General features: G+C 41.9%; 24 protein-coding genes and 1 riboswitch. Of the genes, 23 read left to right on the top strand and 1 reads right to left on the bottom strand.

All coding sequences use genetic code 11. The annotated features are described in order from the left end of the window. Positions 1-3: 3 nt before the first annotated feature. The 12 genes from NIE32_RS01800 (at position 4) to NIE32_RS01855 (ending at position 11,594) form a co-directional block, all read left to right on the top strand. A complete protein-coding gene (locus NIE32_RS01800; protein WP_253052415.1) occupies positions 4-834 on the top strand; it encodes a carbohydrate ABC transporter permease in 831 nt (276 codons plus the stop codon). Further along, positions 835-1,599, top strand: a complete 765-nt coding sequence (locus tag NIE32_RS01805) for an alpha/beta hydrolase (protein WP_253052417.1) — start codon at positions 835-837, stop codon at positions 1,597-1,599. Positions 1,600-1,962: 363 nt separating this feature from the next. Beyond that, on the top strand, positions 1,963-2,736 hold the full coding sequence (locus NIE32_RS01810) for an acetoin reductase (protein ID WP_253052419.1): 774 nt from the start codon (positions 1,963-1,965) through the stop codon (positions 2,734-2,736). Positions 2,737-3,162: 426 nt separating this feature from the next. Then, positions 3,163-4,179, top strand: coding sequence for a glycoside hydrolase family 5 protein (locus NIE32_RS01815; protein WP_253052421.1), 1,017 nt, complete (start codon positions 3,163-3,165; stop codon positions 4,177-4,179). A 230-nt stretch (positions 4,180-4,409) separates the two neighbouring features. Next, positions 4,410-4,510, top strand: a riboswitch (SAM riboswitch). Positions 4,511-4,746: 236 nt separating this feature from the next. Continuing rightward, positions 4,747-5,223 (top strand): GAF domain-containing protein, encoded by a 477-nt coding sequence (locus tag NIE32_RS01820; protein ID WP_253052423.1) that lies wholly within the window; start codon positions 4,747-4,749, stop codon positions 5,221-5,223. 27 nt (positions 5,224-5,250) lie between these two features. Beyond that, complete coding sequence (locus NIE32_RS01825; protein ID WP_253052425.1) at positions 5,251-6,426, top strand: aminotransferase class I/II-fold pyridoxal phosphate-dependent enzyme; 1,176 nt, start codon at positions 5,251-5,253, stop codon at positions 6,424-6,426. A gap of 22 nt (positions 6,427-6,448) precedes the next feature. Beyond that, entirely contained in the window at positions 6,449-7,219 is a 771-nt protein-coding gene (locus NIE32_RS01830) for an SDR family NAD(P)-dependent oxidoreductase (RefSeq protein WP_253052427.1), read from the top strand. A gap of 46 nt (positions 7,220-7,265) precedes the next feature. After that, on the top strand, positions 7,266-8,378 hold the full coding sequence (locus NIE32_RS01835; protein WP_253052429.1) for an iron-containing alcohol dehydrogenase family protein: 1,113 nt from the start codon (positions 7,266-7,268) through the stop codon (positions 8,376-8,378). A 56-nt stretch (positions 8,379-8,434) separates the two neighbouring features. After that, entirely contained in the window at positions 8,435-9,484 is a 1,050-nt protein-coding gene (locus NIE32_RS01840; RefSeq protein ID WP_354326847.1) for a methionine ABC transporter ATP-binding protein, read from the top strand. Continuing rightward, positions 9,477-10,157 carry a methionine ABC transporter permease gene (locus NIE32_RS01845; RefSeq protein ID WP_253052431.1) on the top strand — a complete coding sequence of 227 codons (681 nt, stop codon included), beginning with the start codon at positions 9,477-9,479 and terminating at the stop codon, positions 10,155-10,157. The genes NIE32_RS01840 and NIE32_RS01845 overlap by 8 nt, the downstream gene beginning before the upstream one ends. A gap of 12 nt (positions 10,158-10,169) precedes the next feature. Beyond that, entirely contained in the window at positions 10,170-11,015 is an 846-nt protein-coding gene (locus tag NIE32_RS01850; RefSeq protein WP_253052433.1) for a MetQ/NlpA family ABC transporter substrate-binding protein, read from the top strand. A 93-nt stretch (positions 11,016-11,108) separates the two neighbouring features. Continuing rightward, positions 11,109-11,594: an S-ribosylhomocysteine lyase gene (locus tag NIE32_RS01855; protein WP_253052435.1), complete on the top strand. Its 486-nt coding sequence runs from the start codon at positions 11,109-11,111 to the stop codon at positions 11,592-11,594. 588 nt (positions 11,595-12,182) lie between these two features. Here NIE32_RS01855 and NIE32_RS01860 read toward each other — a convergent pair. Then, complete coding sequence (locus tag NIE32_RS01860; protein ID WP_253052437.1) at positions 12,183-13,070, bottom strand: C40 family peptidase; 888 nt, start codon at positions 13,068-13,070, stop codon at positions 12,183-12,185. A 711-nt stretch (positions 13,071-13,781) separates the two neighbouring features. On the opposite strand from NIE32_RS01860, the gene NIE32_RS01865 reads away from it, so the two are divergent. The 11 genes from NIE32_RS01865 (at position 13,782) to NIE32_RS01915 (ending at position 26,014) form a co-directional block, all read left to right on the top strand. After that, the gene (locus NIE32_RS01865; protein ID WP_253052439.1) at positions 13,782-15,347 is read left to right on the top strand and encodes an ABC transporter substrate-binding protein; all 1,566 of its coding nucleotides are present in this window, start codon (positions 13,782-13,784) and stop codon (positions 15,345-15,347) included. A 127-nt stretch (positions 15,348-15,474) separates the two neighbouring features. Further along, positions 15,475-16,434: an ABC transporter permease gene (locus NIE32_RS01870; RefSeq protein WP_253052441.1), complete on the top strand. Its 960-nt coding sequence runs from the start codon at positions 15,475-15,477 to the stop codon at positions 16,432-16,434. Position 16,435: 1 nt separating this feature from the next. Next, complete coding sequence (locus tag NIE32_RS01875; protein WP_253052443.1) at positions 16,436-17,323, top strand: ABC transporter permease; 888 nt, start codon at positions 16,436-16,438, stop codon at positions 17,321-17,323. A gap of 20 nt (positions 17,324-17,343) precedes the next feature. Beyond that, positions 17,344-18,363: an ABC transporter ATP-binding protein gene (locus NIE32_RS01880; RefSeq protein WP_253052445.1), complete on the top strand. Its 1,020-nt coding sequence runs from the start codon at positions 17,344-17,346 to the stop codon at positions 18,361-18,363. Then, complete coding sequence (locus tag NIE32_RS01885; RefSeq protein ID WP_290443394.1) at positions 18,356-19,219, top strand: ABC transporter ATP-binding protein; 864 nt, start codon at positions 18,356-18,358, stop codon at positions 19,217-19,219. The genes NIE32_RS01880 and NIE32_RS01885 overlap by 8 nt, the downstream gene beginning before the upstream one ends. Next, positions 19,209-20,462, top strand: a complete 1,254-nt coding sequence (locus NIE32_RS01890) for a M20 family metallopeptidase (protein ID WP_253052449.1) — start codon at positions 19,209-19,211, stop codon at positions 20,460-20,462. Before NIE32_RS01885 ends, NIE32_RS01890 begins: the two co-directional genes overlap by 11 nt. 47 nt (positions 20,463-20,509) lie before the next feature. Continuing rightward, complete coding sequence (locus NIE32_RS01895) at positions 20,510-22,516, top strand: S9 family peptidase (RefSeq protein WP_253052451.1); 2,007 nt, start codon at positions 20,510-20,512, stop codon at positions 22,514-22,516. A 9-nt stretch (positions 22,517-22,525) separates the two neighbouring features. Continuing rightward, positions 22,526-23,326 (top strand): IclR family transcriptional regulator, encoded by an 801-nt coding sequence (locus NIE32_RS01900; RefSeq protein WP_253052453.1) that lies wholly within the window; start codon positions 22,526-22,528, stop codon positions 23,324-23,326. Between the two features lie 86 nt (positions 23,327-23,412). Beyond that, the gene (locus NIE32_RS01905; RefSeq protein ID WP_253052455.1) at positions 23,413-24,357 is read left to right on the top strand and encodes a DUF1177 domain-containing protein; all 945 of its coding nucleotides are present in this window, start codon (positions 23,413-23,415) and stop codon (positions 24,355-24,357) included. A 5-nt stretch (positions 24,358-24,362) separates the two neighbouring features. Beyond that, a complete protein-coding gene (locus tag NIE32_RS01910; protein ID WP_253052457.1) occupies positions 24,363-25,040 on the top strand; it encodes an AroM family protein in 678 nt (225 codons plus the stop codon). 26 nt (positions 25,041-25,066) lie between these two features. Then, positions 25,067-26,014, top strand: coding sequence for an aminopeptidase (locus NIE32_RS01915; RefSeq protein ID WP_253052459.1), 948 nt, complete (start codon positions 25,067-25,069; stop codon positions 26,012-26,014). Positions 26,015-26,244 lie beyond the last annotated feature (230 nt).

The raw sequence follows: 26,244 nt of genomic DNA on the forward strand, positions 1-26,244 counted from the left end.
AAATTGAATGAATCCATCCAGCACAGTAAGTTATCGAAATTCATCGTGCTCATCATTTTAGTTGTCGGCGGCATTTTGATGGTTTTACCTTTTATCTGGATGCTGCTGTCCTCTGTGAAAACGGATATGGAGATTCTCCAGATTCCGCCATCCATATGGCCAAAGTCATTTACACTGGATAATTTTATTACCCTTTTTACGCAAATGGACTTTCTTGTTTATCTTAAAAATACAATTATTATCGTGTTGTTCTCATTTGTGGGCATGTTTCTTAATGCCATAGCTGGCTATGGATTTGCCAAGTATCGGTTCAAGGGGAAAAATAGTTTATTTTACCTTGTGCTTGCGACCATGATGATTCCTGGTCAGGTGACGATGATCCCGGTGTATCTACTACTGAATATGGCTCATCTGACGAATACATTATTAGGAATTGCGCTTCCAGGTATGGTCGGTGCATTTGGCATCTTCCTTTTCCGCCAATTTATGTCAACCATTTCAGATGAAATTATTGAAGCTGCCCGTCTTGATGGATGCAGTGAGTTTTATATCTTTTGGAAAATCATCTTACCGATTTCTCGGCCGGTGCTTGCCGTTCAGGGGATCTTAACTTTTATTGCAGGTTGGAATTCTTTTATTTGGCCATTGATTATTGCGAACGATCAAAAGTACTACACGCTGTCTGTCGGTCTCGCTTTGCTTAAGGGACAGCATGCCAGTAATTATGCTTTGCAGATGGCGGGTTCAGCATTTATGGTCATTCCAATTGTGATTGTGTTTCTGGCACTTCAAAAGTACATTTTGCAAGGTTTTAACGTTTCCGGAATGAAATAATTGGAAAAGAAATCGGGTGAAAGCATGGCTGTTCTATCTGTAGCTTATGATTCGGAAATTCTTGGTTTTCAAACAACTTTTCAAGCGATACTGCCACGCGAACGTTCAAACAATCTGCGGGTATTGTACTTACTTCACGGTCTTTTTGGTGATGACAAGCAATGGATTCAAAGCTCTTCGATTATTCGCTATGTGGAAAATAGAAATCTGGCTGTTTTTATGCCGAATGTGCATCGGAGCTATTATACAGACATGCAAAGCGGCGGTAAGTACTGGACGTTTCTGACAAAAGAACTTCCAACGATTGTTCACGCCCTTTTTGCGATCAATCAACAGCGGGAAAGCACCTATGTTGGCGGGCTATCTATGGGCGGATATGGTGCATTAAAATGGGGATTATCTGAGCCGCAAAGCTTTGCAAAAGTGTTTGCGCTGTCTCCGGCGATTGATGTCACCAGAATGCGGGAAGAGTGTAAGGCTCGGGATCAAGAATTTCACTTGATTTTCGGTTCACCGCAGGAATTTGGAACATCACCAAACAATTTATACCATCTTCTGGATCAAAGATCTCCATTAACGAGTGGCACGTCCTTCTTGCAGATTTGTGGACGAGAAGATGCGCTTTATCCGGACAATCTGGCATTTAAAGAGCGCATGGAGGCAACTGATTTACCGTATTTCTTTAAAGATCGAGAAGGTGGACATAGTTGGGATCTGTGGGACGAGGAGATTGTGACTGCACTGGATTGGCTTGATCAGCACTAATCGTAGAAGTCCATTGTTTTCAGGATTAAGGAAGTGAAACCGGGAATCTCCGCCTTCCTTTACTTGATTACTCCGATGATCCGTAACGCTGCTTTTATTAAAACTATGACTAGATGTTCCGGTTGCAGTGGTCATCCGTACTCAGAAAGGGAATAGACTCGTTTGATCACATGCGAACTCACGTTAAACGCTTGGTAAATATGTTTTTTACCGTGACATAACTAATTGATACAAGCATATACATTTACAATGATGAAAGCGCATTCCGGACAATAAGCTGTTTAAACGATCATCCATCCAGGAGTTTAATACCGCTCGATTGCGCTATACCGCTTTAGGATCTATACCAGGGGGGTTGGAATTATGTCGAAAGGTACAGCAGTCATCACAGGCGCAGGGCAAGGGATTGGAAAGAGCATTGCAGAACGTTTGGCCAAGGACGGATTTGCTGTTGTCCTGAGCGATGTCAATGAAACCGTACTCAAAAGTGCAGTTGATGAATTCAAAAATGCCGGCTACCAGGTATCGTCGCTCGTCAGCGACGTCACCAAATTCGAGGATCAGAAAGCACTCGTTCAGCATGCGGCGGATACATTCGGCAGTGTCGATGTTTTCGTGAATAATGCTGGTGTGGCCCATGTCGGTCCGGTGATTGGCCTGCAAGAGAAAAATCTGGATCTGTTGTTCAAAGTCAATGTCTATGGCACGGTATACGGAATTCAGGCAGCAGCGGAACAAATGAAAAAGCAGTCGACCGGTGGCAAGATTATCAATGCCTGCAGTATTGCCGGACATCAGAGTTTCCCGATGATGGGGCTCTACTCGGCAACTAAGTTTGCTGTGCGTGGCTTTACTCAGGCTGCGGCAAAGGAACTGGCCAAAGATCATATTACCGTCAATGCGTACTGCCCGGGCATCGTTGGCACCGGCATGTGGGAGCGGATTGATGATGTGATGACGAACTATCAAGGGATCAAGAAAGGTGAAGCATTCAAGCAGGCGATCGAAAGTATCGCCCTTGGACGGAGCGAAGAGCCCGAAGATATCGCCAACTTTGTTTCCTTCCTGGCGTCGAGCGATTCCGACTACATGACCGGACAGTCTGTACTGATCGACGGTGGGATTGTGTTTAATTAATTTATGAGTCTTAACTGAAGAAAAATAAACGCGATATAAATTGATTCCTGTTCGGTTTTGAGTCGAGCAGGGATCTTTTTTTATGCGCAATTCATAGATAAGTAGGTGCTGTTGGATCGTGTTTTTTTGTACCATTTTAAATTTGCTTGTCGTATGTACCGATATAGGAATAATCCGATCAAATCTTTATTGAAAACAAAAGCAGACTAACGGTGCATGGTGAACACAAGTGGAAGATTTTAGGCTACGCAAATGATGGGTTTTGCTTTTTACGTCTTCAGTTAGGATGCATTATTCTCCTGTTAGTGGGATAGATATAGGACATACAGTGTTGCGTTCGTGTTCACGGTTTGATCAGTCATGTCCAAGTTGCCGGAAAAACTTTTAATAAAAGCTTCGATGAAACATGCCAGAGGGGTTCAAGCGATGAAGAAAAAACTTATTATGTTCACGCTCATTTTTATTGTCATCGTTCTGATTTCATCACTCATTCCTTATCTTCAGCAAAGAAGTTCGGGGGGCAAGCAAATGGTTCGATTTTGTTCTATGAATATAGGAAATGCACTGGATGCACCGCGTTATACGCCTTGGGATGTTCAGATGAAGTCTGAATATTTTAAGGCGATTAAGCAAGCGGGGTTTAATGCTGTCCGATTACCGGTCCGATTTTCAGATTATGCGAAAGATAATCCGAATTACGCGCTCGATCCGACTTTTATGAAAAAGTTGGATGGCTACCTCCAGGATGCGCTGCAGCAACATTTATATGTGATCCTTGATTTTCATCATTTCGAGGAAATCATGCAGGATCCGGAGCAGTATCACGCGTGTTTCCTGAGCATCTGGGAACAATTGTCCGAGCGTTATCAGAATTACTCATCGCATCTCCTGTTCGAAGTACTGAATGAACCGAAAGATAATCTGAATGGAGGGCTGTGGAATCAGTACTTGGGGGAAGCCATCCATATCATCAGAAAAACAAATCCAACGCGTAAAATCATTGTTGGCCCAGACAATTATTACTCGTTGTATCGTCTTGATGCGCTCCAGATACCGACTGACCGGAATCTGATCGTCTCCTTTCATTATTATGAACCCAATAATTTCACCTTCCAGGCTAATCCTTACTTAGGGTTTTCACAGTATCATGATATTCAATGGACGGGTACAAACCAGGAAGTTAGCGAGATACACGAACGGTTTGCCCGTGTCAAAAGGTGGGCGGATCAGCATCATGTTCCAGTTTATCTTGGGGAGTTCGGTGCGAACAATCAAGCACCCTATGAATCGAGACTTCGCTGGACGGAAGAAGTACGCGAGCAGGCCGAACACTTTGGATTCAGTTGGGGGTACTGGGAACTTGCATCTTATTTTGGAATCTATAATGCGCAGACGGGCAAATGGGACAAGGCTATGCTCAAAACCCTGCTGCCAGATAAGTAGAGATGAAATCTGAGAAACAACTAACTTGCATTTTTAAAAGGAAATTGGACCGAAAAAGACAAGCTACTGGTCTGAAGAGGAGCTGGTGAGTTTTGTAGATCAAGTCGGCGAACGCACAGATGCAGATGCCGTATGCATGCAGTGTAAGTTTGATAAAAAAGTGTTGCACTTGTAAGCAATATAATATACAATAATCCCCATAGAATTACTTTGATAATTTAATAGTCATCTTCTTATCAAGAGTGGTGGAGGGACTGGCCCAATGAAACCCAACAACCAGCGGTATAACGCATGGTGTTAATTCCTGCAGATTTATTCTGAAAGATAAGAGAAACAATTCATCCAATGAATCATGAAAGCGACAATTGTCTTCTTATCTCAAAGAAGGCAATTTTTTTATTAAGAGGTGATATATCAGAGAGAGCATTTAATCCGCCTACGACGATAAAATGATACATAATTCCAAGTTAACATATAAGAATTATGTATATGAATAATCATTAGTCAATAAGAGAGGAGTTTCGGCTTCTTTATTGTTTTTATCTGGAGGACAGTTGAGGTGAGGTCATGGAGAAAGAGAAAGTATATTGTGATTTGATTCAACAGTTACAAGCCTTGTTTGATGAGGAACTGGATTTAGTCGCGAATATGAGCAATATGGTATCACTTATTTTCGAGAGAGTGCCCGGGTTGAATGGAACAACATTTTATCGTTGGAAAAACGATGAATTAATCTTAGGACCGTTTCAAGGCAGGGTTGCTTGTATGCATATTCCGCTTCAGAAAGGAGTTTGCGGTAAAGTGGCCTTTACGAAAAAAACGGAAATCGTCCCTGACGTTCATCAGTTTCCTGGGCATATCGCCTGTGATGCGCGTTCGAATTCAGAGATTGTCGTTCCAGTTTTTTGGCCGGAGAGCAATCGATTCTTTGGTGTTCTGGATTTAGACAGTCCATTATTCAATAACTTTGATTCCACGGATGCCACATATCTTGAACAGCTCGCACCATTGGTTTTTGGAATTAAGAAAGAAGATAGGATGTAGTGTTGGAGGATTTAAGGAGGAGACGATTTGGTTTATTTTCAACCTTCTGAACGTGCCCAGAAGCTATCTGTTAACTTTTTTGATCGGTTGGACAATAAATTAGCTGAATCAGAACAAACAGGGTTGCCGTTCATTAACCTTTCCAAGGGAAATCCGGATCTGCCGACGCCTGAGCACATTGTTGCTTCCCTTAAGGCAGCTGTGGATCAACCGAAAAATCATGCTTATCCACCTTTCCTCGGTAAGGAAAACGTGCGATTAGCGATTACCGAATTTTATAAAAAAGAGTATGGAGTGCTCTTAGACCCAATCAATGAGATAGCTATCTTTCATGGGTCTCACATCGGTATTACTGGAATACCGCAAGTGCTGCTTAATCCTGGAGATTATATGCTGATTACAGATCCTTGTTATCCAATTTATTATTCCTCGGCCACTCTATCACAGGCGAAAACGTTTGCCCTTCCGCTAGAGGAATCGAATCGTTTTCTTCCGGATTATCGATGCATCCCAGGGGATGTATTGAAAAAGGCGCGGCTTCTCATGCTCAATTATCCAAATAATCCTACTGGGGCATTGGCAACCAAGGACTTTTTTCGAAAAACGATTGATTTTGCCAGAGAACATCGTCTTCCGGTCATTAATGACTTTGCTTATGCTTCGCTCGGCTTTGATCAAAACAAGCCGTTGAGCATTCTGCAAACAAAGCATGCGAAAAGCGTTGCTGTCGAAGTGTATACTCTGTCGAAAACATATAATATGGCAGGATGGCGGTTTGGCTTTGCGGTAGGTAATGCCTCGATTATAAAGGCTTTCAACAAATTTCACACACATGCCTACAGTACGGTGTTTGGTGCGGTTCAGGACGCTGCAGCGTGTGCATTGCAATCATCGCAGAAATGTGCGATTAATCTCCTACGTATCTATCAGCGAAGAAGAGATGTGCTCATTGATGGATTACGGCGTATTGGCTGGAAGGTTGCTTCCCCGCCCGGTACATTTTTCGCTTGGCTGAGGGTCCCTGCAGGCTATGATAGCCAGTCTTTTTCAGAACTGTTATTTCAGAAAGCACATATTGTTGTTGCACCAGGAATCGGATTTGGGGAAAAAGGCGATTCCTTTATCAGAATCAGTTTGGTAAACAGTGAGGAAGTGCTGGCTGAGGCTGTTAAGCGTATTGAAGCGCTACACTTATTCAAATAGGTTAGGAGATTGAAAGCGAAAAATGATAACAATCGACTTAACAGATAAAAATGTACTTATTACAGGAGGCGGCTCGGGGATCGGCCAGGAAATTGCTGAATTATTTCTTGAAGCCGGTGCCGGAGTAGCTGTAGCTGATGTCGCCTTTGAAAAAAAGGTGGAGCAGAAATCAGATCGTCATGTTCATCTTAATCTGGATGTAACAAATAAAAAGGATGTTGAGCATTCGGTGAAGACAGCAGCTGATCTGCTGGGTCCCATTAGCATTCTTGTAAACAGCGCGGGGATCTCAACAATGGATTATGCGGTTGACATTAAGGAAGAAGATTGGGACCGAGTTATGGAGGTAAACGCCAAAGGAACTTTTCTGGTATCACAGGCGATTGCCCGCCAGATGCAGGAAAGGGGAATTGAGGGGCGGATCATTAATATTGCCTCCCAGGCTGGGAAAAACGGATATCGCTGTATGGGAAATTATTGCTCCTCAAAACACGCAGTGATCGGATTTACGAAGGTTATGGCTATCGAATTAGCGCCTCAGCAGATTCTGGTTAATGCGATCTGTCCCGGCATAGTGGAAACGAGTATGAAGCATAGGGAACGGATTGACGGTGCCAAACTCAGAAACATGACGCCAGAAGAGATCTACCAAGAAGATTGTTCACAAGTCCCGCTGGGGCGAACAGCCCTTCCGTCTGATGTAGCAAATGTAGCTCTGTTTCTAGCCAGTCCGCTGTCTTCGTATATGACTGGTCAGGCGATTAATGTGACTGGCGGTATGACCATGAATTAAAGGCGGGCAGTATTTTCTCATCCTGCCGTTAAAGGAGTTCAGTATAATGTCTTTTCATGTTGTTTCTAGGGTGGGACCGCAACAATATCTCTCTGAAAAAGATGCATATGACTATCTTCCGGAGTTTCTTAAGTCGCTGTCAGCTAATCGACTCCTTATTCTTCATGGCATCAAGTCATGGCGTAAGGCAGCACCTTATTTCCCAAATCTTGCTCAAGCAGGATTTGATGTGTTTCAAATGACATTCAGCGGTGAATGTTCGCACAAAGAAATTGATCGAGTCATTCAAGAAATCAAAAATTTAGACATTGATTTGATCATCGGTCTTGGTGGTGGAAAGGTGATTGATACAGCGAAAGCGGCTGCCGTTAAATCAGGTGATTGTCGTTTGATAATTCTACCGACAATGGCCAGTAACTGCGCTGCATGGTCTGCGCTCAGTGTTCTTTATGAGGAAAACGGCATTTCTATCGGACATGAACTTTACCCAAGACAGTCTAGTCTTGTGCTTATTGAACCTAGAGTCATCCTAGACTCTCCGGTGGACTATTTTATCGCCGGAATCGCCGATACGTTGGCCAAATGGTATGAATCCGACAGTCTGCTTACACATATTGGCACCAATCATCTAGCTCTTTTATATGCGCGTGATTCGGCAAAAATCTGTCACGACATCCCTCTAAAATATGCAATACAAGCTGTAGATGATATGAAGCGGGGCATTTTATCCAACGCCTGGCAGCTGGTGATGGAAACAAATATTATTGCCGGTGGTCTGGTGGGTGGCTTCGGGGACGAATACGGACGCGCGACCGCAGCGCATTCCATCCATGACGCGTTGACTTATTTCCCAGAAACCGTTCATCTCCTGCATGGCGCAAAGGTTGCTTATGGGGTCTTGGTTCAATTAGCCCTTGAAAAAAAATGGGAGGAGATACTGAAGCTTCTGCCATTTTATCAGCAGCTTCAGTTGCCGACGAATCTTCAGGATCTGCATCTTGAGGCGTGTTCTATACAAGATATTCACAAGTTAGCAGCTTTTTCTGTAAGCCCAGATAAGACGATCCATTTGCTTCCCTTTGAAGTGAACGAGGCAACTGTTTTTGAAGCGATCCAACAGCTTGAGTTGTGCACACAGGCCTATTTGGCGAAGAAATAATAAACCATAAAACCAAGTATTTCAATTAGAAAACATAGGAAAGGAGGCACGAAGCCGTGTCAACATCAGAAATCATACGTACGGACCATGTAGTTAAGGTCTTTACCGTAGATAAAAAGGCTCATCCTGTACTAAAAGATGTGAATCTCTCTATAGAAAAGGGAGAGATTTTCGGCATCATCGGCTATAGTGGAGCTGGAAAATCGACGCTTGTTAGATGTTTTAATGGTATTGAAAAGCCAACTGAAGGTCGTATTTTCTTTGAAGGCCAAAATATTGTCGGATTAAAAGCACGGGAACTGAGATCGATAAGGAGAAAAATCGGCATGATTTTTCAACAGTTTAATCTCATGCCTTCCCGAACAGTCTTTGATAATATTGCGCTTCCTTTGAAACATAGCGGTTTGTCAAAGCAGCAGATTAATAAGCGGATTACCGAGTTACTGCAACTTGTTAATTTGCCGGACAAGAGGAATGCCTATCCTTCTCAGTTGTCCGGCGGACAGAAACAGCGCGTGGCCATTGCCAGGGCACTAGTGAATCATCCGAAAATCCTGTTGTGTGATGAAGCAACAAGCGCCTTGGATCCAAAAACAACAAAATCAATCCTTTATTTATTGAAGAGATTGAATAAAGAACTAGGCTTAACGATTGTGGTGATTACTCACGAAATGTCTGTTGTCAAGGAAATTTGTCAGAAGGTATCAGTCCTTGATAAAGGGAAGATTATTGAACAGGGCGATGTTTATTCCGTCTTCTCCAATCCGCAGCAGGAATTGACACAGTCATTTATTGAAACGACGTCTGCACTGAGCAGTGTGAAGACATTAATTGAAACAAACTCTCCAGTTGTCCGGCTGCAACCGGGACAGCTGTTGCTGAAAATAAGCTATACGACAAACAGTGTTTCCGAACCGCTTATCTCTTATATTTCGAGAACTTATAATGTCGATGCCAATATTGTGTTTGGTGATATTCAAATTTTGAACGATAATCCGCTTGGTGGACTCATTATTATTTTAAGTGGTCAGAAGTCGACTATTGATCATGCGCTCGAGTACTTAATACCAAAGCATGTGGCTATTGAGGTGTTGAATCATGGATAACTTGATACAATTTTTTCTTCCAAATGTCTCTCAAGTCATGGATGAATTTTATCTATCGATTGCTCAAACACTGCAGATGGTCTTCCTATCAGGGCTGATTTCTTTTGTGCTCAGCTTATTTATCGGCATTGCGCTTATATCTACGAAAAAAAGCGGTATTTTAGAGAATTTATTCGTTTTTAATTTCTTTGATAAAGTAATCAATCTGTTCCGTTCGATTCCATTCATTATTCTTATTGCGGCTCTGATCCCGCTTACTCGATTGATTTCTGGGACGGCTGTCGGTGTACAGGGTACTATATTTCCGCTCATCATCGGAATTACACCTTTTTTCTCTAGGCAGATCGAATCTGCTTTTAATGAAGTGGATGAGGGATTGGTTGAATCAGGGATTGCCATGGGCTTATCGCCATTTCAAATTATAATCTCCGTCTATTTGAAAGAAGGAATCTCGTCCATTGCGCGAGTATCAACCATCACCATCATTAGTCTTATCGGACTGACTGCGATTGTCGGTGTTGTCGGAGGTGGAGGAATAGGGGACTTTGCGATCCGTTACGGTTATCAGCAAAATCAATTAGATGCTACTTATGTATCCATTATTGTTCTACTCATTTTTGTTAGCATCGTTCAAATAATAGGTACATTAATTTCTAAAAAAACCACTCATTAGGAGGCATTTATCATGAAAAGGATTTTCCAATTAAGCAGTTTTATCGTTATCCTCAGTTTTGCTCTGGTGCTTGCGGCATGCAGTTCATCAGCATCAAACAGCAGCACTAATAAAGTAAAAGAAGTGAAAGTAGGGGTTGTCGGCAATAGTGATGATCCCATCTGGGCGCAAGTCAATAAGAACTTAATAAAAGAAAACATTCAGGTAAAGCTTGTCAAGTTCACTGACGGTATCATTACCAACCAATCCCAGGCCAATAAAGAACTTGATCTCACCGCATTTCAGCATAATGCTTTCCTGCATCAGGAAGAAAAGCAAAAGGGCTATAAATTTACCGTCATCGGTCAGTCATACATTGTTCCTTTAAATGTCTACTCAAAAAAGATTAAAAGTCTCAGTCAGATTAAAAACGGTGATAAAATTGCTATTCCTAACAATGTTACCAATGCAGGACGAGCACTTAAAGTTCTGGAGAGTGCAGGCTTGATCAAACTTGATCCAAGTAAAGGATACTCCCCGGCTGTGAAAGACATTACAGAAAATAAGCATCACGTGAAAATTGTCGAAGTGGATCCAGCCAAGATTCCAAGTCTGCTCCCGGATTTTGCAGCGGGCATAACAAACAGTAACTTTATTATTGATAATAAAATGAACCCGGTAACTGATTCGATTTATCGCATTAAACCTGATCTCAATGATCCGAATAATAAACCGTGGATTAACGTCATTGTTGCGCGGACGGCTGATAAGAATAACAGCACCTATAAGAAAGTTGTGCAAGCTTACCATACTGCATCGGTCGGAAATAAAATTAAAAATCTTTACAATGGTGTTTATGTTCCTGCCTTCAAGTATTAAGCATAGGTCTTATGTTATCATGCAAGAAATAGTACCTAGAAATTAGGGGCATTAATGTTTATAAAAAAATATAGACAGGTGAGGAGATTAATTATGGCAAAGGTTGAAAGTTTTACTCTTGATCATACGAAAGTGATAGCTCCCTATGTTCGATTAATTACGACACAAAGAGGACCTAAAGGCGACCTGATTCAAAATTATGATTTACGATTTGTGCAGCCCAACGAAAATGCGATTCCTACAGCCGGGCTGCATACCATTGAACATATGCTTGCCAGTTTGCTACGGGATCGGCTTGAAGGAGTAATCGACTGCTCGCCGTTCGGCTGTCGGACCGGATTTCATTTGATTCTTTGGGGGGAGCACGATCCGATTTACGTTGCAAAAGCGCTGAAAGGCTCTCTGGAATTTATCGCGAACGAAGCGACATGGGACGATGTTCAAGGAACAACAATTGAAAGTTGCGGCAATTATCGCGATCACTCACTCTTCTCAGCAAAAGAATGGGCGAAAAAAATTGTGGCAGAAGGCATAAGTTCAGATCCATTTGAACGCAAAGTAGTGAAGGAATCATTGTAAAAGTAGGGAGAAATAAAAACTTATCCCAGAAGTAAGCAATTTAAAAACTCTGAGATATTGGGATCGATAAAAAAATGCCCGAATCCATTACTGAAATGGGTTCGGGTCTTTTTTGTTGCCTAAAAAATATGGTCAATTTCAATTTTGTCCCAAATCTCAGCGAATGTTTTACCGTCTATTTTAAAGTGACGAAAGAGATCTTCGGTAGATTTATATTCTTTCTGGACATCTATACTGGCAATTAACGTTAGCCTATTCGTGTGAGAGATTTGATATAATGTGCCCTGGTACACGAGATCAACTTCTCGACCTTGATTTAGCATACTAATAACTTTATTAATAGGTAATTTGTCCATCACAGGTCACTTTCTAAAGAAGTTTTTATTTTTTTAAGTGGTAGGAATTAGGACCGATTACTTTTTTTAAATCGATTATTATGTAACCAGGAATTTCACGAATTATTACGTTAATTTTGCCAACCTTTAATATATGTTTGATACATGGGAGCCTGCGATGTAATAAAAATCCCGGCTGTTAACCGAGTGGTGTTCGATTCTTATAAGCGACTTTAGCTTTTAAATTCGCTCATCAAATATATATTTTTTGACCTGGATAGATAAGCGTAGAACTCAAATTATTTTTTTTCATCAATTTATTAATACTTGTGCCGTGCAGTGTTGCAATTTCCCAAAGGGATTCGCCGGATTTAACCGTATGCTTCGTACTCGTTTTTGAAACGGACTTCTTAAGGACTGGTTTAACACTCAACTTTTTTGGCGTTGACGTACTGAAGGATGAAATCGTTAGTTTCTCACCTACACGAATCATATTAGAAGATAACTTATTGAGTGATTTTAATTTCGTGATTGTTGTATGATAGTTGTTCGCTATTTTAGATAGCGAATCGCCACGCTTAACGGTGTAAGTGATCTTCGTTGTTGATTTTGATGTACTACTTTTTGACTTCGTAGGTGGTTGATAAGATAACTCCGAAACCGTTGGTGTTGGGTTGATTCTCCGTGCTTTAATAAAACGGGGTTTCCAATAATGCTCCGAACCTCCACCTCTGAATACATTTGTGATATGAACCCCAACATATGTCTCTGAACTGATCATTTTTCCATTTCCTATGTAGATTCCGACATGGTCAATGCTACCATCACCGGAGGTATCGAAAAAGAGTAGATCGCCATTAATTAAATTTGCCTTGTTCACGGCTAATCCCTTTTGAGATTGTAGCGTCGATGTTCGAGGTAGCGTCATTTTGTACACTTTTTTAAACAGATATTGAGTGAACGATGAACAGTCGAAAGATTGCGTTGAATATGCGGCCGCTCCGTATTTATAAGGAATGCCGAGGTATTTCATGGAATTTGATACAAGATCTTTTCCGGTAGCTGCATAAGCTTGGTGGGCAGTTGCTGAAAAAACAGCGCTACTAATTAATGCGGGAACAATAAATTTTGCCTTCTGCATTGATGATGCCTCCGATGTTTTTATGAAGAATTAAATGTAGTTTTTGGAGTCAGTAAAATAGTTTTGCCCATAATCTCATGAACAAGAATGGAAAAGCTATGACTAGATTGCTAATGCCTGATCTTCCTCGTAGATCATCGATTAAATCACAATCTTTTTTGGGAAAACAAATAGCCCATTTTTTAATTATAGAAAACGAGTTGTGTTGAAACAAGGGGTGATAAACAAGTTAATACTTTAATTGGATGATGATGATGATAATCAGATTAATTCATCGCTACTTCATCAAAAAAGCTACTTTTCCCACATTCTGGATAATACGAATCATGATGATTGATGGCCTCAAAAGACCATTCTTTTCTGAAAACTTACAGCAATTAGTGAGAGCAGTTTTGTGATCAGCGGTGATTTAATTCATGAAGGGTCTGCTGAAGATTATAGAGCTTTGAAAAAACTGATTAAGGAAAAAAGGAAATGCTTGGGGTGTTTGGCTTTGCCAATCTTGGCAATCATGATGAGCGTCCGCCCTTCTGGGTAGGATACAAACAACAAATGAATGATGTACACCAACACTAATACTAATCAGAAAATTAACCCAATAAGGAATAAATTCAAAAAAACAAATTGACTAAATACATTAAATGTCGTATATTATTTTTAATTTAATAATGTGAAAGAAAATTACATATAGTGAAACGGAGTGGGGATTTGTTGAAAAAGTTTTTTGCGTTGATTATTGTTGCCTGTCTGTTAGCACTTACCGCCTGTGGTACGAACACAACTTCATCAGGCTCTGGCAAAGCGGTCGATGGAGGAACACTGAAAATTGGTTTGTCATCAAATATTGCTTCGCTTGACCCAATTGGCTATACGTCAACTTATGAATCAAATGTGATGCGGAGTATCTTTGATACATTGGTGAAATATAACAACGATAATTCAAAGATTGTTCCTTCTCTAGCAAAAAGCTGGACAATCTCCAAAGATAATAAATCGTATACCTTTAATCTCCGGACCAATGTGTATTTTCAAAAAGGAAAATTTCAAAAGGGCAGAAAGATGACTGCTTCTGATGTTAAATATTCTTTAGAGCGTTCCTTGAACCAATCGGCAATGCACCGAATCCGTGATATTAAGAAAATTACGGTGATTAACAATCATCAGGTGAAGATTGATCTTGATACGCCTTATGCAGCATTCTTGCCAATGCTGACAGATATGGGGAATGCGATTGTGCCGAAGGAAGAAGTTAAAGGATGGGGCGACAAATTCGGTATGCACCCTGTTGGCACAGGTGCCTTCACATTTAAGAAATGGGTAGCTGATTCCTATGTTCTTGTTGATCGCAACAGCAAGTATTGGGGACCGAAACCTCATCTTGACGCTGTGAAGTTCGCAATTATCGGTGATCCGAATACAATGTCTAATTCTCTGGCATCTGGTGATATTGATGTTGCGACGAACTTGCAAGGACCAAGCATCTTAACAATTAAAAAGAATAAAAATCTTAACTTTGTGTCGGATCAAGGTCTTCAAGTTTCCTATTTGTCCTTCAACTTTAAGAGTGGTCCTACGAAGAAATTAAAAGTACGTCAAGCGATTAAACTGGCAATGGATAAAGAAGACTTGCTCAAGGGCTCATTTAAATACGGTGGCGCAAAAGTAGCAGATCTTCCTCTTCCACGTGCTTCATGGGGCTATGACCAGAAGTTAGCAGATCAAAATAAAACGACTGTTGACGTGAAAAAGGCAAAGAAGTTACTTAAAGAAGCGGGCTATCCAAATGGATTTAATACCAATGTCTATGTTGTGCCAGCACGCGTTCCGATTGCGACTATTTTCCAATCACAAATGAAGAAAATTGGAATTAATGTCTCGATTAAAACGGTTGAATGGGGCACATTCAGTGATACTGTATCAAAAGCAAAAGCACCAATGTATATCATGAGCTGGTCTTGGTATCCGGATCCTGACTTCTTCCTCTACCAGATGTTCGATTCAAAACAAATCGGTTCACTTGGTAACGGTGGTGGTTATCAGAACAAGCAACTCGATCAATTGCTCACGAAGGCCACTGCAGATACAACAGATCAAGCAAAACGAAAAGCGATCTATGGACAAGCACTTGAAATCATTAATAAAGATATTCCGCATGTGAATCTCTTTGATCAGGATGTTGTCTATGGCACAAGTAAGAAGGTTCATGGGTTTACGATCAGTCCAGATAGTTCGATAACGATTGCCAGTGATCAGACTAATGCTTGGTTAAGCAAATAATAACGGCAGTTAGTGTTTACTCTTGTGCTGATACAGATTGTATCGGCACAATTTTATAATTTGCTTTAGACGGTGAATGTACAACAACAATCCCATGATCAGATATCTGGGGGAGGAAATGAGTTCTATGCTTAAATTTATTATTAAACGATTAATTAATTTAATCCCGACACTGTTCATCGTTGCTGCTATTGTCTTTATCATTACCCGGATGATCCCCGGTGACCCGGCGAGTGTTCTGCTTGGACCACAGGCGAGCGCTTCGGATGTCCATCGGCTGAGAGAACAGCTCGGATTGAATGATTCGGTGTTTGTCCAATTTATCAAGTATTTAAATGATTTGATTCATTTCAATCTCGGCCAATCCTTTGCCTATAAGCAACCCGTTTTGACACTTATTTTGGAACGTTTTCCAAATACATTAATCCTAACGTTCTGTGCATTTTTCATTGCCTTGCTCGTCAGCATACCTGCGGGCGTGATTGCCGCAACGCGGAAGGGCTCATGGATGGATTATTTATTTACCGTGACTTCGTTGTTTGGAATCTCCATCCCGGTATTCTGGCTTGGACTGATGCTTGTTCTCTTATTCAGTGTGACGCTTGGGTGGTTGCCAGCAACAGGAATGGCTTCGTCAGGAGATGGTGCACTTGCGTTCATTACGCATTTAATTTTACCAAGTGTGACACTTTCGACGATTCCAATGGCGAATTTCTCGCGGATTACACGTGCGAGCATGCTGGAAGTGATGAATCAGGACTATATTACGGCTGCAAAGGCTAAAGGTGTCTCACACTTTTTTGTTGTAATGAAACATGGATTTAAGAATGCACTCACCCCAATTCTAACGGTGGCCGGTATGGAGGTTTCTTCATTGCTTGGCGGAGCGGTATTAACTGAAACAATATTCAGCTGGCCGGGTATGGGTCAACTGATTGTTGAAGCAATTAATAAACGCGATTATATCGTGGTCCAGGGGAGTGTCATCTTCCTAGCAGTTCTCTATGTTTTGATTAATTTGGCAGTAGATATTCTCTACAAAGTTGTTAATCCAAAGATTAGTTATGACACAAAAGGAGGTAAATGAGATGGTTCCTCCAAATGCATTATCCGTAACCAAAGGTAAGCGAAAGAAGAGAAGAGAAAATTTATTCCTGAGACGGCTTTTTACGAATAAGTTAGCCGTTGTCGGTTTGATCATTGTCGTTCTCTTTACATTGGTTGCAATCTTTGCGCCATTCATCGCTCATTTTGACCCAACGAAAATGGATGTTAATGATGCGCTCCAAAGTCCAGGTCAAGATGGGCACCTACTAGGAACGGATAGTTACGGGCGAGATGTCTTTAGCAGAATCGTATTTGGCGCTCGAGTTTCTCTATTTGTTGGTGTCGGCGCTGTTGTTGTCGGTGGAGCAATCGGTATCATCCTCGGACTTATCTCCGGATTCTATGGAGGATGGGTGGATTCAGTGATTATGAGAATCATGGATGGCATGTATGCATTTCCGTTCATTCTTCTTGCCATTGTCTTGATGACTGTACTTGGCAGCGGGCTTGGAAATGTTATTCTGGCGATCGGGATTGCCAATGTGCCGACGTTCTCACGTATTGTTCGTGGACAGGTGCTTGCGGTCAAGCAAGAAGAGTTTATTGAAGTGACCCGCTCTTTAGGCGCAGGGGATTTCAATCTGTTATTTAAGCATATTCTGCCGAACTGCTCTGGTCCAATCATCGTCTATGGGACGATGGGAATTGCGGGCGCAATCATTTCTGAAGCTGCGCTCAGTTTTCTTGGACTGGGCATTCAGCCGCCAAATCCGTCATGGGGCAATATTCTTCAAGAGGGTAGAGATTATCTTCAGGTTTCACCACATATTTGTTTGTTTTCAGGGATGGCTATTTTTCTTTCCGTACTCGGTTTTAATTTATTTGGCGACGGGTTGCGTGATGCGCTTGATCCGAAAACAAGAGTCTGAGCGGAGAGGAGATGATTGGAATGAGCGAGTCACAGCCGCTGCTTAAAGTAATGAACCTTAATGTTCAATTTCATACAAATAAGAAAACCATTCGTGCAGTCAATGGGCTTTCCTTTCAATTAAATAAGGGAGAGGTTATCGGCATTGTCGGTGAATCCGGTTCAGGGAAAAGTGTGACGGCTGCATCAATTCTGAAGCTGATTCCTACTCCGCCTGGAGAAATTGCTTCAGGAGAAATTCTTTATAAGGGTCAGGACTTGGTTCAGTACAAAGAGAAGGACATGCGAAAAATTCGCGGAAACGAAATTTCCATGATCTTTCAGGATCCAATGACGAGTTTGAATCCTACCTATACGATTGGCAATCAGCTGATCGAAGCGATTCGCCTTCACAAGAAAGTCAGCAAGAAGGAAGCGATAAAGCAGGCTATCGCTTTGCTTGAGATGGTCGGGATCCATGAAGCAGAGAAACGGTTAAAGATGTATCCGCATGAATTCTCAGGTGGAATGAGGCAGCGTGTCATGATTGCCATTGCGCTTGCCTGTGATCCATCGCTATTAATTGCAGATGAGCCAACGACAGCGCTGGATGTTACCGTTCAATCACAAATCATGAAGCTGATGAAGCAGTTACAGATCAAATTTAATGCTTCTATTATATTAATCACTCATGATCTGGGCGTTGTCTGGGAAATGTGTGATCGAGTGATTGTCATGTATGCAGGCCAGGCCATGGAAGAAGCGACGGTACAAGAACTCTATGAAAATCCGTATCATCCGTATACATGGGGATTGTATGATTCACAAATCAGCAAGAGAACGGATCCTAATGAAGCTCTTCACGTCATTCCAGGAAGTCCTCCTGATTTGAGCCAACCACTTCAGGGCTGTCCCTTCGCTCAAAGATGTCCGTACGCCGAGGAAGTCTGCTTCAAAGAGAAGCCGGCATATGTTGAGAAGAATAAAGGACATAAAGTCGCTTGTCATTTTCAAACAAAGACGAGAAACTTGAGCAGAAAAGAGCGTGATCAGAATGGCTGAAACACTCTTGAAGGTGCGCGATCTAAGCAAGGCTTTTAAATTACCGTCAAACAGTCTTTTTATGAGAAAAGCGAGCTACAACCAAGCGGTGAACCATGTGAGTTTTGACGTTCTGAAAGGAGAATCCTTGGGAATCGTCGGGGAATCCGGCTGCGGCAAATCGACAATGGCGCGTTTAATTACTCAATTAATCAAGCCTACTTCCGGTGAGATTATTTATGAAGGACAGAATCTTGCACAGCTCAATAAAAATCAGTTACACCATTTCAGACGTGACATTCAAATGGTATTTCAGAATCCATATGCGACGCTTGATCCGAGAAAACGAATTATCAGTTTGTTAACTGAACCACTTGTGATTCATGGGATTGGCACGAAGAAAGAACGTGAGAAGCAAGCACTCGATATGCTCGTTAAGGTTGGTTTGAAGCCTGAGCATGCAGAACGCTATCCTCATGAATTTTCAGGAGGACAACGGCAGCGTATTAATATTGCACGAGCGCTGATGCTTAAACCGAAGATCATCATCTGCGACGAGGCAGTTTCGGCACTGGATGTTTCCGTTCAATCACAAGTACTCAACCTTCTCAATCAATTGCAAGATGAATTCAAACTTACCTACATTTTCATTTCACATGACTTGAATGTGGTTCGGTATTTCTGCGATCGCATTGCCGTGATGTACTATGGAAATCTGGTTGAGATGGGAAGCGCGGATGAGATCTACTCACATCCAAAAGAAGACTATACGAAAAAATTGCTTAGTGCGATTCCAAGTGACTCTCCCTTTGAACGAAAATTAGGGACACTAGATGAACAGATCAATAATGGAGATGGAGAAACACATGAAAAGTGAAGCGAAAGACCAACTGATTCAAAAATTACTCAGTCGAAAAGAAGAACTGATTGAATTGTGTTCCAATCTATTAAAAATAAATAGTGAAAACCCTGAGGGCGACTCAACCGAAATCACACAGTTTATTGATGAATATCTGAAAGAAGCAGGGTTGGAAACAAAGATCTATGAGGCTGCTCCAAAACGCTTTAATCTCATTAGTGAGATTAAAGGTGAGGGCAATAAACGTATGATCCTCTGCGGACATACGGATACAGTACCTGCAGGTGATCGATCAAAATGGTCCTTTGATCCTTTCTCCGGTGAAGTGAAGGATGGGTACTTATTAGGACGCGGTGCAAGTGACATGAAGGGCGGAGTTGCAGGCATTGTCTTCGCGATGGCCTTTTTAAAAAAAGAAGGCATTTCGTTGCCTGGGAATCTTACACTTGCGCTTGTTCCTGATGAAGAATGCGGCGATATCTATGGGGTTCCGTGGTTATTGAAGAATAATCACCTTTCTGCAGACGGAGCTTTGATTGCAGAGCCGGCATCTCCACTTAACCCAACCATTGGTCAAAAGGGTTCCTGTTGCTTCAAAGTAACGGTTTACGGCAAGCCGGGACACGGAAGCCTTGCACCATTTGCTGGACGCAGTGCAATTGTTGACTGTATGCGTGCAATTAAAGAAGTACAAACCGTAACGGATTTGGAAATCAAAATTCCGGAAGACGTGTTACCCCTCATCGATCTTTCCAATGAGTACATTCGAGGGTCAGGAATGAAGGGCTACGATAAAGTATTAAAGAAAATCACGTGCAACGTAGGTACGATTAAAGGCGGAACAAGCTCTAACGTAGTTGCGGATAAGTGTGAAGTTCAATTCGACTGCCGCCTGCCATTCGGTACGACTCAGGAAGAAGTATACGACTATGTGAAAACAAAATTGAATCAACTTGGCATTGACTATTCTATTGAACGTTTCGGTTTCCGTAGTAATGCGAACTACACTCCAGCAGAAGACCCAATTTGCAAATCAGTGGTTGATAATATCAGCTACGTAAAGAACGATCATGGCTATGGTGTGTTGCAATGGGCATGCAGTGATGCGCGTCACTTCCGAGAATATAACATTCCGGTGCTTCAATATGGGCCAGCTGAAACCGAAACGATTCATGGCTTCGATGAACGTGTGAAAGTTCAGGATGTTGTGGATTGTGCGCTTGTATACGTCCTTGCTGCACTTGATTTTCTACAAGCATAAGGTCATCCATTTACTGGAACTTTCTCTCAGAGGAGGAATCTTATTCAATGAATTACAGAAAAGGAATTGAGATTAAAGACTTATTGAAGCTGTCATCGGTCTCTTCTCCGGATATTTCCCGTGATGGGAAAAAACTCGTCTACGTCAAAACCAACATTGATGAGGCTTTGAATCGCTACCGTTCTGAACTGATTTTTCGCGACCTAGAAACAGGTGCTGAAAAGCGGTTGACAGAGGATGACGCTTCAAATAATTCTCCACTTTGGTCACCGGATGGATCCATGCTGATGTACTTATCTGATCGTGGCGGGGACAAGCAGGCTTATGTTATATCTTCTAATGGAGGGCAACCGAGAAAAATCACACAAGCGGATCATGGCATCGACCATATCTTTTGGCACCCCGACTCCGAGCACTTCTTTTATAGTACAAAAGTGAATTCGACGCATGAACAAGCCGGTTCAACTGATTCTTCGGGACAGCTCGAGATTAAGAGAATAACCAAAATTAGCTACAAAACAGATGCAGAAGGTATTTTCGATCCCGATTTGGAGAACAAGATTTGTCTGAAATCGATCCATGGGACTGATAATAAGGTCATTTCGGATTATGCAATTGGCTATGGGCTAACAAGGGTTGGTGATGTTTCACCAGACGGACGCTACTTATTATGCGAACGGGAAGTAGAAAAAGAGAATGCATTTAATTTTGATACTGGTGCTTGGTTGCTTGATTTGCAGACCGGAGAACAAAAGTGGATTACAGAGCACTATGAGACTGGTGTATTCGGTGAAGCAACTTTTTCCCCAGATGGGAAGTATATTGCGTTATTTGGAAATCCAAAACGCTATGAGACGCCCAATCAGTTTTCGGTATATTTGTATCACCGAGAAAGCGGAGCATTGATTGATTTATTATCCGAACAGGACATGCAATTAGGCGACTGGGCAGTCGGTGACTTTCAGCAGAATCGCATGCGTCCGCGAATCCAATGGGCATGCGACAGCAAGTCAATGTACTTTACGGCAAGCGTGGACGGCTATGTGGAACTCTTTAGAGTGACCGTTGAACACGTTTTTGAACAGGTGACACATTTTCATCAGCATCTTTTCGAGTTTGTATTAAATCCTGCTCAGCCCCAGGCGATGATTGGACTGAGTGCACCTGATTCACCGAGCGAACTTTACATGTTTGATCTGACGGATCATCATGATGACGTATTCACACATGTTAATGAAGCAATACTTCATCAACGACGAACGGCAAAGTATGAACCCATCCATTGCCGTACCTTTGATCATCAAACATTAGGTGGTTTTCTTGTCTATCCAACAGATTATGAAGAGGGCAGAAAATATCCACTGATTATGAATATTCATGGTGGTCCCTATATGATGCATGCCGCAACATTCTTTCATGAAGTACAGGTTATGGCTGCTTCTGGCTATGCTGTATTACTTCTGAATCCCAGAGGCAGCTTCGGATATGGGCAATCATTTGTTAGTCAGGTGACCGGTCATTATGGTGAGGGCGACTATCAAGATCTGATGGATGGTTTAGATTTTGTTTTGGCCAATTACGGGTTTATTGACCCAGATTCGTTGTTTGTTACTGGAGGCAGTTATGGTGGGTTTATGACGAACTGGATCGTTGCACATACGCATCGTTTCAAGGCTGCAGTCACTCAGCGGTCTATGTCGAACTTTATTAGCCTATTTGGGACCGGGGATATCGGCTATCACTTTTTTATTGATGAAATGGCTGCGGATATCCATGACTTTGAGACACTATGGAAGCATTCGCCTTTAGCTTATGTCCAAAATGTTGAAACACCAATGCTTATTATGCAGAGCGAGAATGATAACCGTTGCCCGATGGAGCAGGCAGAACAATGGTATACCGCATTGAAATATGACAATAAGGTAGCAGAATTTATTCGTTTTCCCCAGTCATCCCATGAATTGTCAAGAAGCGGTATCCCCTCTCTACGTGTAAAGAGGTTATTATTAATGATGGAATGGTTTTCCAGATATACTCTGAACTCTAATGAATGAGGTGTGGCGATGTTAAAGACGTTGCAGACAGCAATGATGATTCTTAATAAATTCACCATTGAAAAATCTTCCTGGACAGCACGTGAACTTTCTGAAGAACTTGACCTTCCTCAGGTGAATGTGTATCGCATTCTTGAATCATTTGAACAAGGCGATTATGTCATTAAGAATGACATTACGAAACAGTATCAATTGGGAAAGCGTTTGGTTCAATTAAGTGAAATTGCAGGTAAGAAACGGGATGTTGTTGAACTCCTTCGCCCCGAAATGCGAAAGTTAATGCATGAAACTGGGGAAGCGGTTTTTCTTGTTGGTTTAAATGGTGTACAGGGTGTCACTTTGGATGCTCTTGTACCTGAAAATAAAGTGGGCTTTTCAATAGCACTGGACGGAAGAGCTCCACTCTATGCAGGCGCATCCTATTGGTCAATGCTTGCCTATCTTGGCAACGATCTCATTAATCGCACTGAAAAAGGATCATTCGAAGCATTGCTTTCACCTCGTACGTTAACACCGCAATTATTGGAAGAGAAACTGGCGTTTGTTCGGAAATATCACTGGGTTTCCAGTCATGGTCAATTTACACCGGATATTATTGCAGTTGCTTCACCTTTGTTTTTGAACGCCCATGTGATTGGCTCAGTTACCATTGCGAAGCCTACTTACCGCGTGAAAGAAAATGATGAACAAGAAATCGGGGCAGCGGTCAAAAAAACAGCAGATCGTCTGAATACACTGCTCAATTTCCATCAAATCAACCTTGACTATTATGTATATTTCAGAAATAGACATACAAATGAAAAACAGTAATTTTATATAGAGAAACTAAGAGCCGCTTAAACTTTTACTATATATTTCTATGAATTAATTAAATGAACATAAATGGAGGTACTTTCATGCTACTTAGCCAGGCCATAACTGTACTTAATAAACTCGATGATATCCATATAAACGGTAATGGAGTCGTTCACTTTTTCGATGAATTTCCAAATGTGAAGGCAACATATGAAACCGTTCAAGGTGAAAAAGGAAGCACAGATTTTGTAAAGATTATTATTCCGGGAACGGAAGGAAAAACTGTGTCTGGTCAAGCACCGACGGTTGGCATTATCGGACGGCTCGGTGGAATCGGGGCGCGTCCTTCCAGAATTGGGCTCGTATCCGATGGTGATGGGGCCGTTGCTGCACTTACCGCAGCATTGAAGTTGGCAGAGATGCAATTAAAAGGAGACCAACTAAAGGGTGATGTCATAGTTGCCACACACATTTGTCCAACAGCACCAACATTGAAGCATGAGCCGGTTGACTTTATGGATTCGCCCATTGATATTCAAACGATGAACGAACATGAAGTATCACCTGAAATGGATGTCATTTTATCGATTGATACAACAAGAGGCAATCGTATTGTTAATCAAAAGGGTATTGCCATTTCACCTACTGTCAAAGAAGGGTATATCTTGCGCGTCAGTGAAGACCTACTTCGGATACAAGAGATGACGACAGGACAATGCGCACTCACCATTCCGATTAGTAACCAGGACATTACACCCTATGGCAACGGACTTTATCACATGAATTCGATTCTGCAGCCGGCAGTTGCAACATCCGCACCGGTTGTCGGCGTCGCAATTACCGCACAATCGGTTGTTCCGGGCTGTGGGACGGGCGCAAGTCATGAAGAAGACATTGCTGCAGCTGCTACCTTCGCTGTCGAAGTGGCAAAGGAAACAACGAATGGAACTTGCGCTTTCTATGATGTAGGGGAATTTGATCGGATTCAAGACTTGTATGGAACGATGAATATTCTTCAGACACAGGGTCATTCGGTAAGGAGCTGATTGTGGTGGCTTCTTTAGGTGTCCTTACTATTGGACAAGCTCCACGAACGGACGTGCAGCCGATCATTGAAGCTCATCTGACAAAAAATACTGACCTGATTCAGAAAGGTGCTTTGGATGGTCTTTCGAAGGAAAGGATTAAGGAACTGGCGCCATCGAACGCATTGCACAGTGACTATATCTTAACCTCACGCTTGAAGAACGGTGACCATGTTGCAATGGATCGGCGAAAGCTTCAGCCACTTGTCCAGAAGAGAATTAATGATTTCGAGCAAGAGAATGTCAATCATATCCTTCTGCTTTGTACAGGCGTCTTCCCGCAATTGACAACAAAAACGGCACAGATCATTGAACCAGATCATGTGCTTCCACAGGTAATTAAACTCATGCTGGGAAATAAAAGGTTAGGCGTCATTGTGCCTTTGGCAGAACAGGTGGCAAATATTGATCATAAATTTTCTGATGTAGATTTGGATCCTCTACTCACACATGCATCACCCTATGAAAAGAATAAGGATGATTTTATTAAAGCGGCAATGGTTTTAAAGGATCAGGTAGATCTTATCGTAATGGATTGCATGGGCTATAATGAAGAGATGAGAAGTTGGGTTGCTCATTATACCCACTTGCCTGTCCTGCTTTCTAATGCCTTGATGGCAAAGATCATCTCAGAATTTATCTGAAGACCTATTTAAAGGAAGTAATCGTAATGGATGAACAAATGATTAAAGTGTGCCGAAATATCCTTGAGAAATGTATGGCACTTAAAGAACATGAAACATTTCTAGTTGTTACTGATGAAACTAAAGAAGAACTCGCGCGTCCTATTTACGAAGCAGGCAAACAAATGGGTGCAGAGTCCATGCTAACACTTATGAAAGATCGGATTCGATCAGGTGAAGAGCCTCCAGATGCTATTGCAGAGGCAATGAAGGCAGCAGATGTTGCGGTATGCATTACGCAATGTTCACTGACCCATACGAAAGCACGTAAAGAAGCTGTTGCGGCTGGTACACGATTAGCAACCATGCCGGGTATCTCAAAGGATATGTTCATGAATGGAGCAATTACTGCTGATTACCATGAAGTAGAACAGCTGACCTACAAAATGAAGAACATTTTGGATCAAGGCAATAATGTCGTGATTAATAAGAATGGTTATTCATTCTCATTCTCCATTAAAGGAAGAGCAAGTATTCCGAGTACAGGCGTCTACGTTCATCCTGGTAAATCTGGGAATCTGCCATCTGGTGAAGCGTTCATTGCACCTGTTGAAGGAACCGCCAATGGGCAGCTCTACATTGATGGATCGGTGGTTGGTGTTGGTAAACTTGATCAACCAATGATTCTCACGGTAGAAAAAGGTCGATTGGTCAATGCGGAAGGTGAACACTCGGATAAGTTACTCAGCATTCTGGGCGACGGGCTTGGCCGCTCAGTTGCCGAGTTCGGCATCGGGACCAATAAGAGTGCCCGCATCACAGGGAATGTTCTCGAAGATGAGAAAGTCTACAAAACCGTTCATATCGCCTTTGGCAGCAACCTAACCTTTGGCGGTACGGTGGAAGCCGGCGTTCATATTGATTGCGTCTTTAATCAACCTGATGTATTGATTGATGATCAGAAGACCATAGATAAAGGTGAAATGAAATTCTGAGCGGACAATTTAACGCTCGGTAAAAGGGAACACGCCTCATTGCAACGATGTTAGGTTTGCGATGAGGCGTGTTCTTTTTCTGAACTCATTTTATTTCCAAAGATGTAGGGGATGCCTCCTTCATTCTTTGTAACCAACTGCAGCAAACTTATTTTATTGAATTGAGTCATTTTGATCTTTTATATACGAAACGATTATAATAAAAAAATAAGATGAGATGAATTGAGTAT

Source organism: Sporolactobacillus kofuensis (genome assembly GCF_024125425.1).
GTDB lineage: Bacteria > Bacillota > Bacilli > Bacillales > Sporolactobacillaceae > Sporolactobacillus > Sporolactobacillus kofuensis.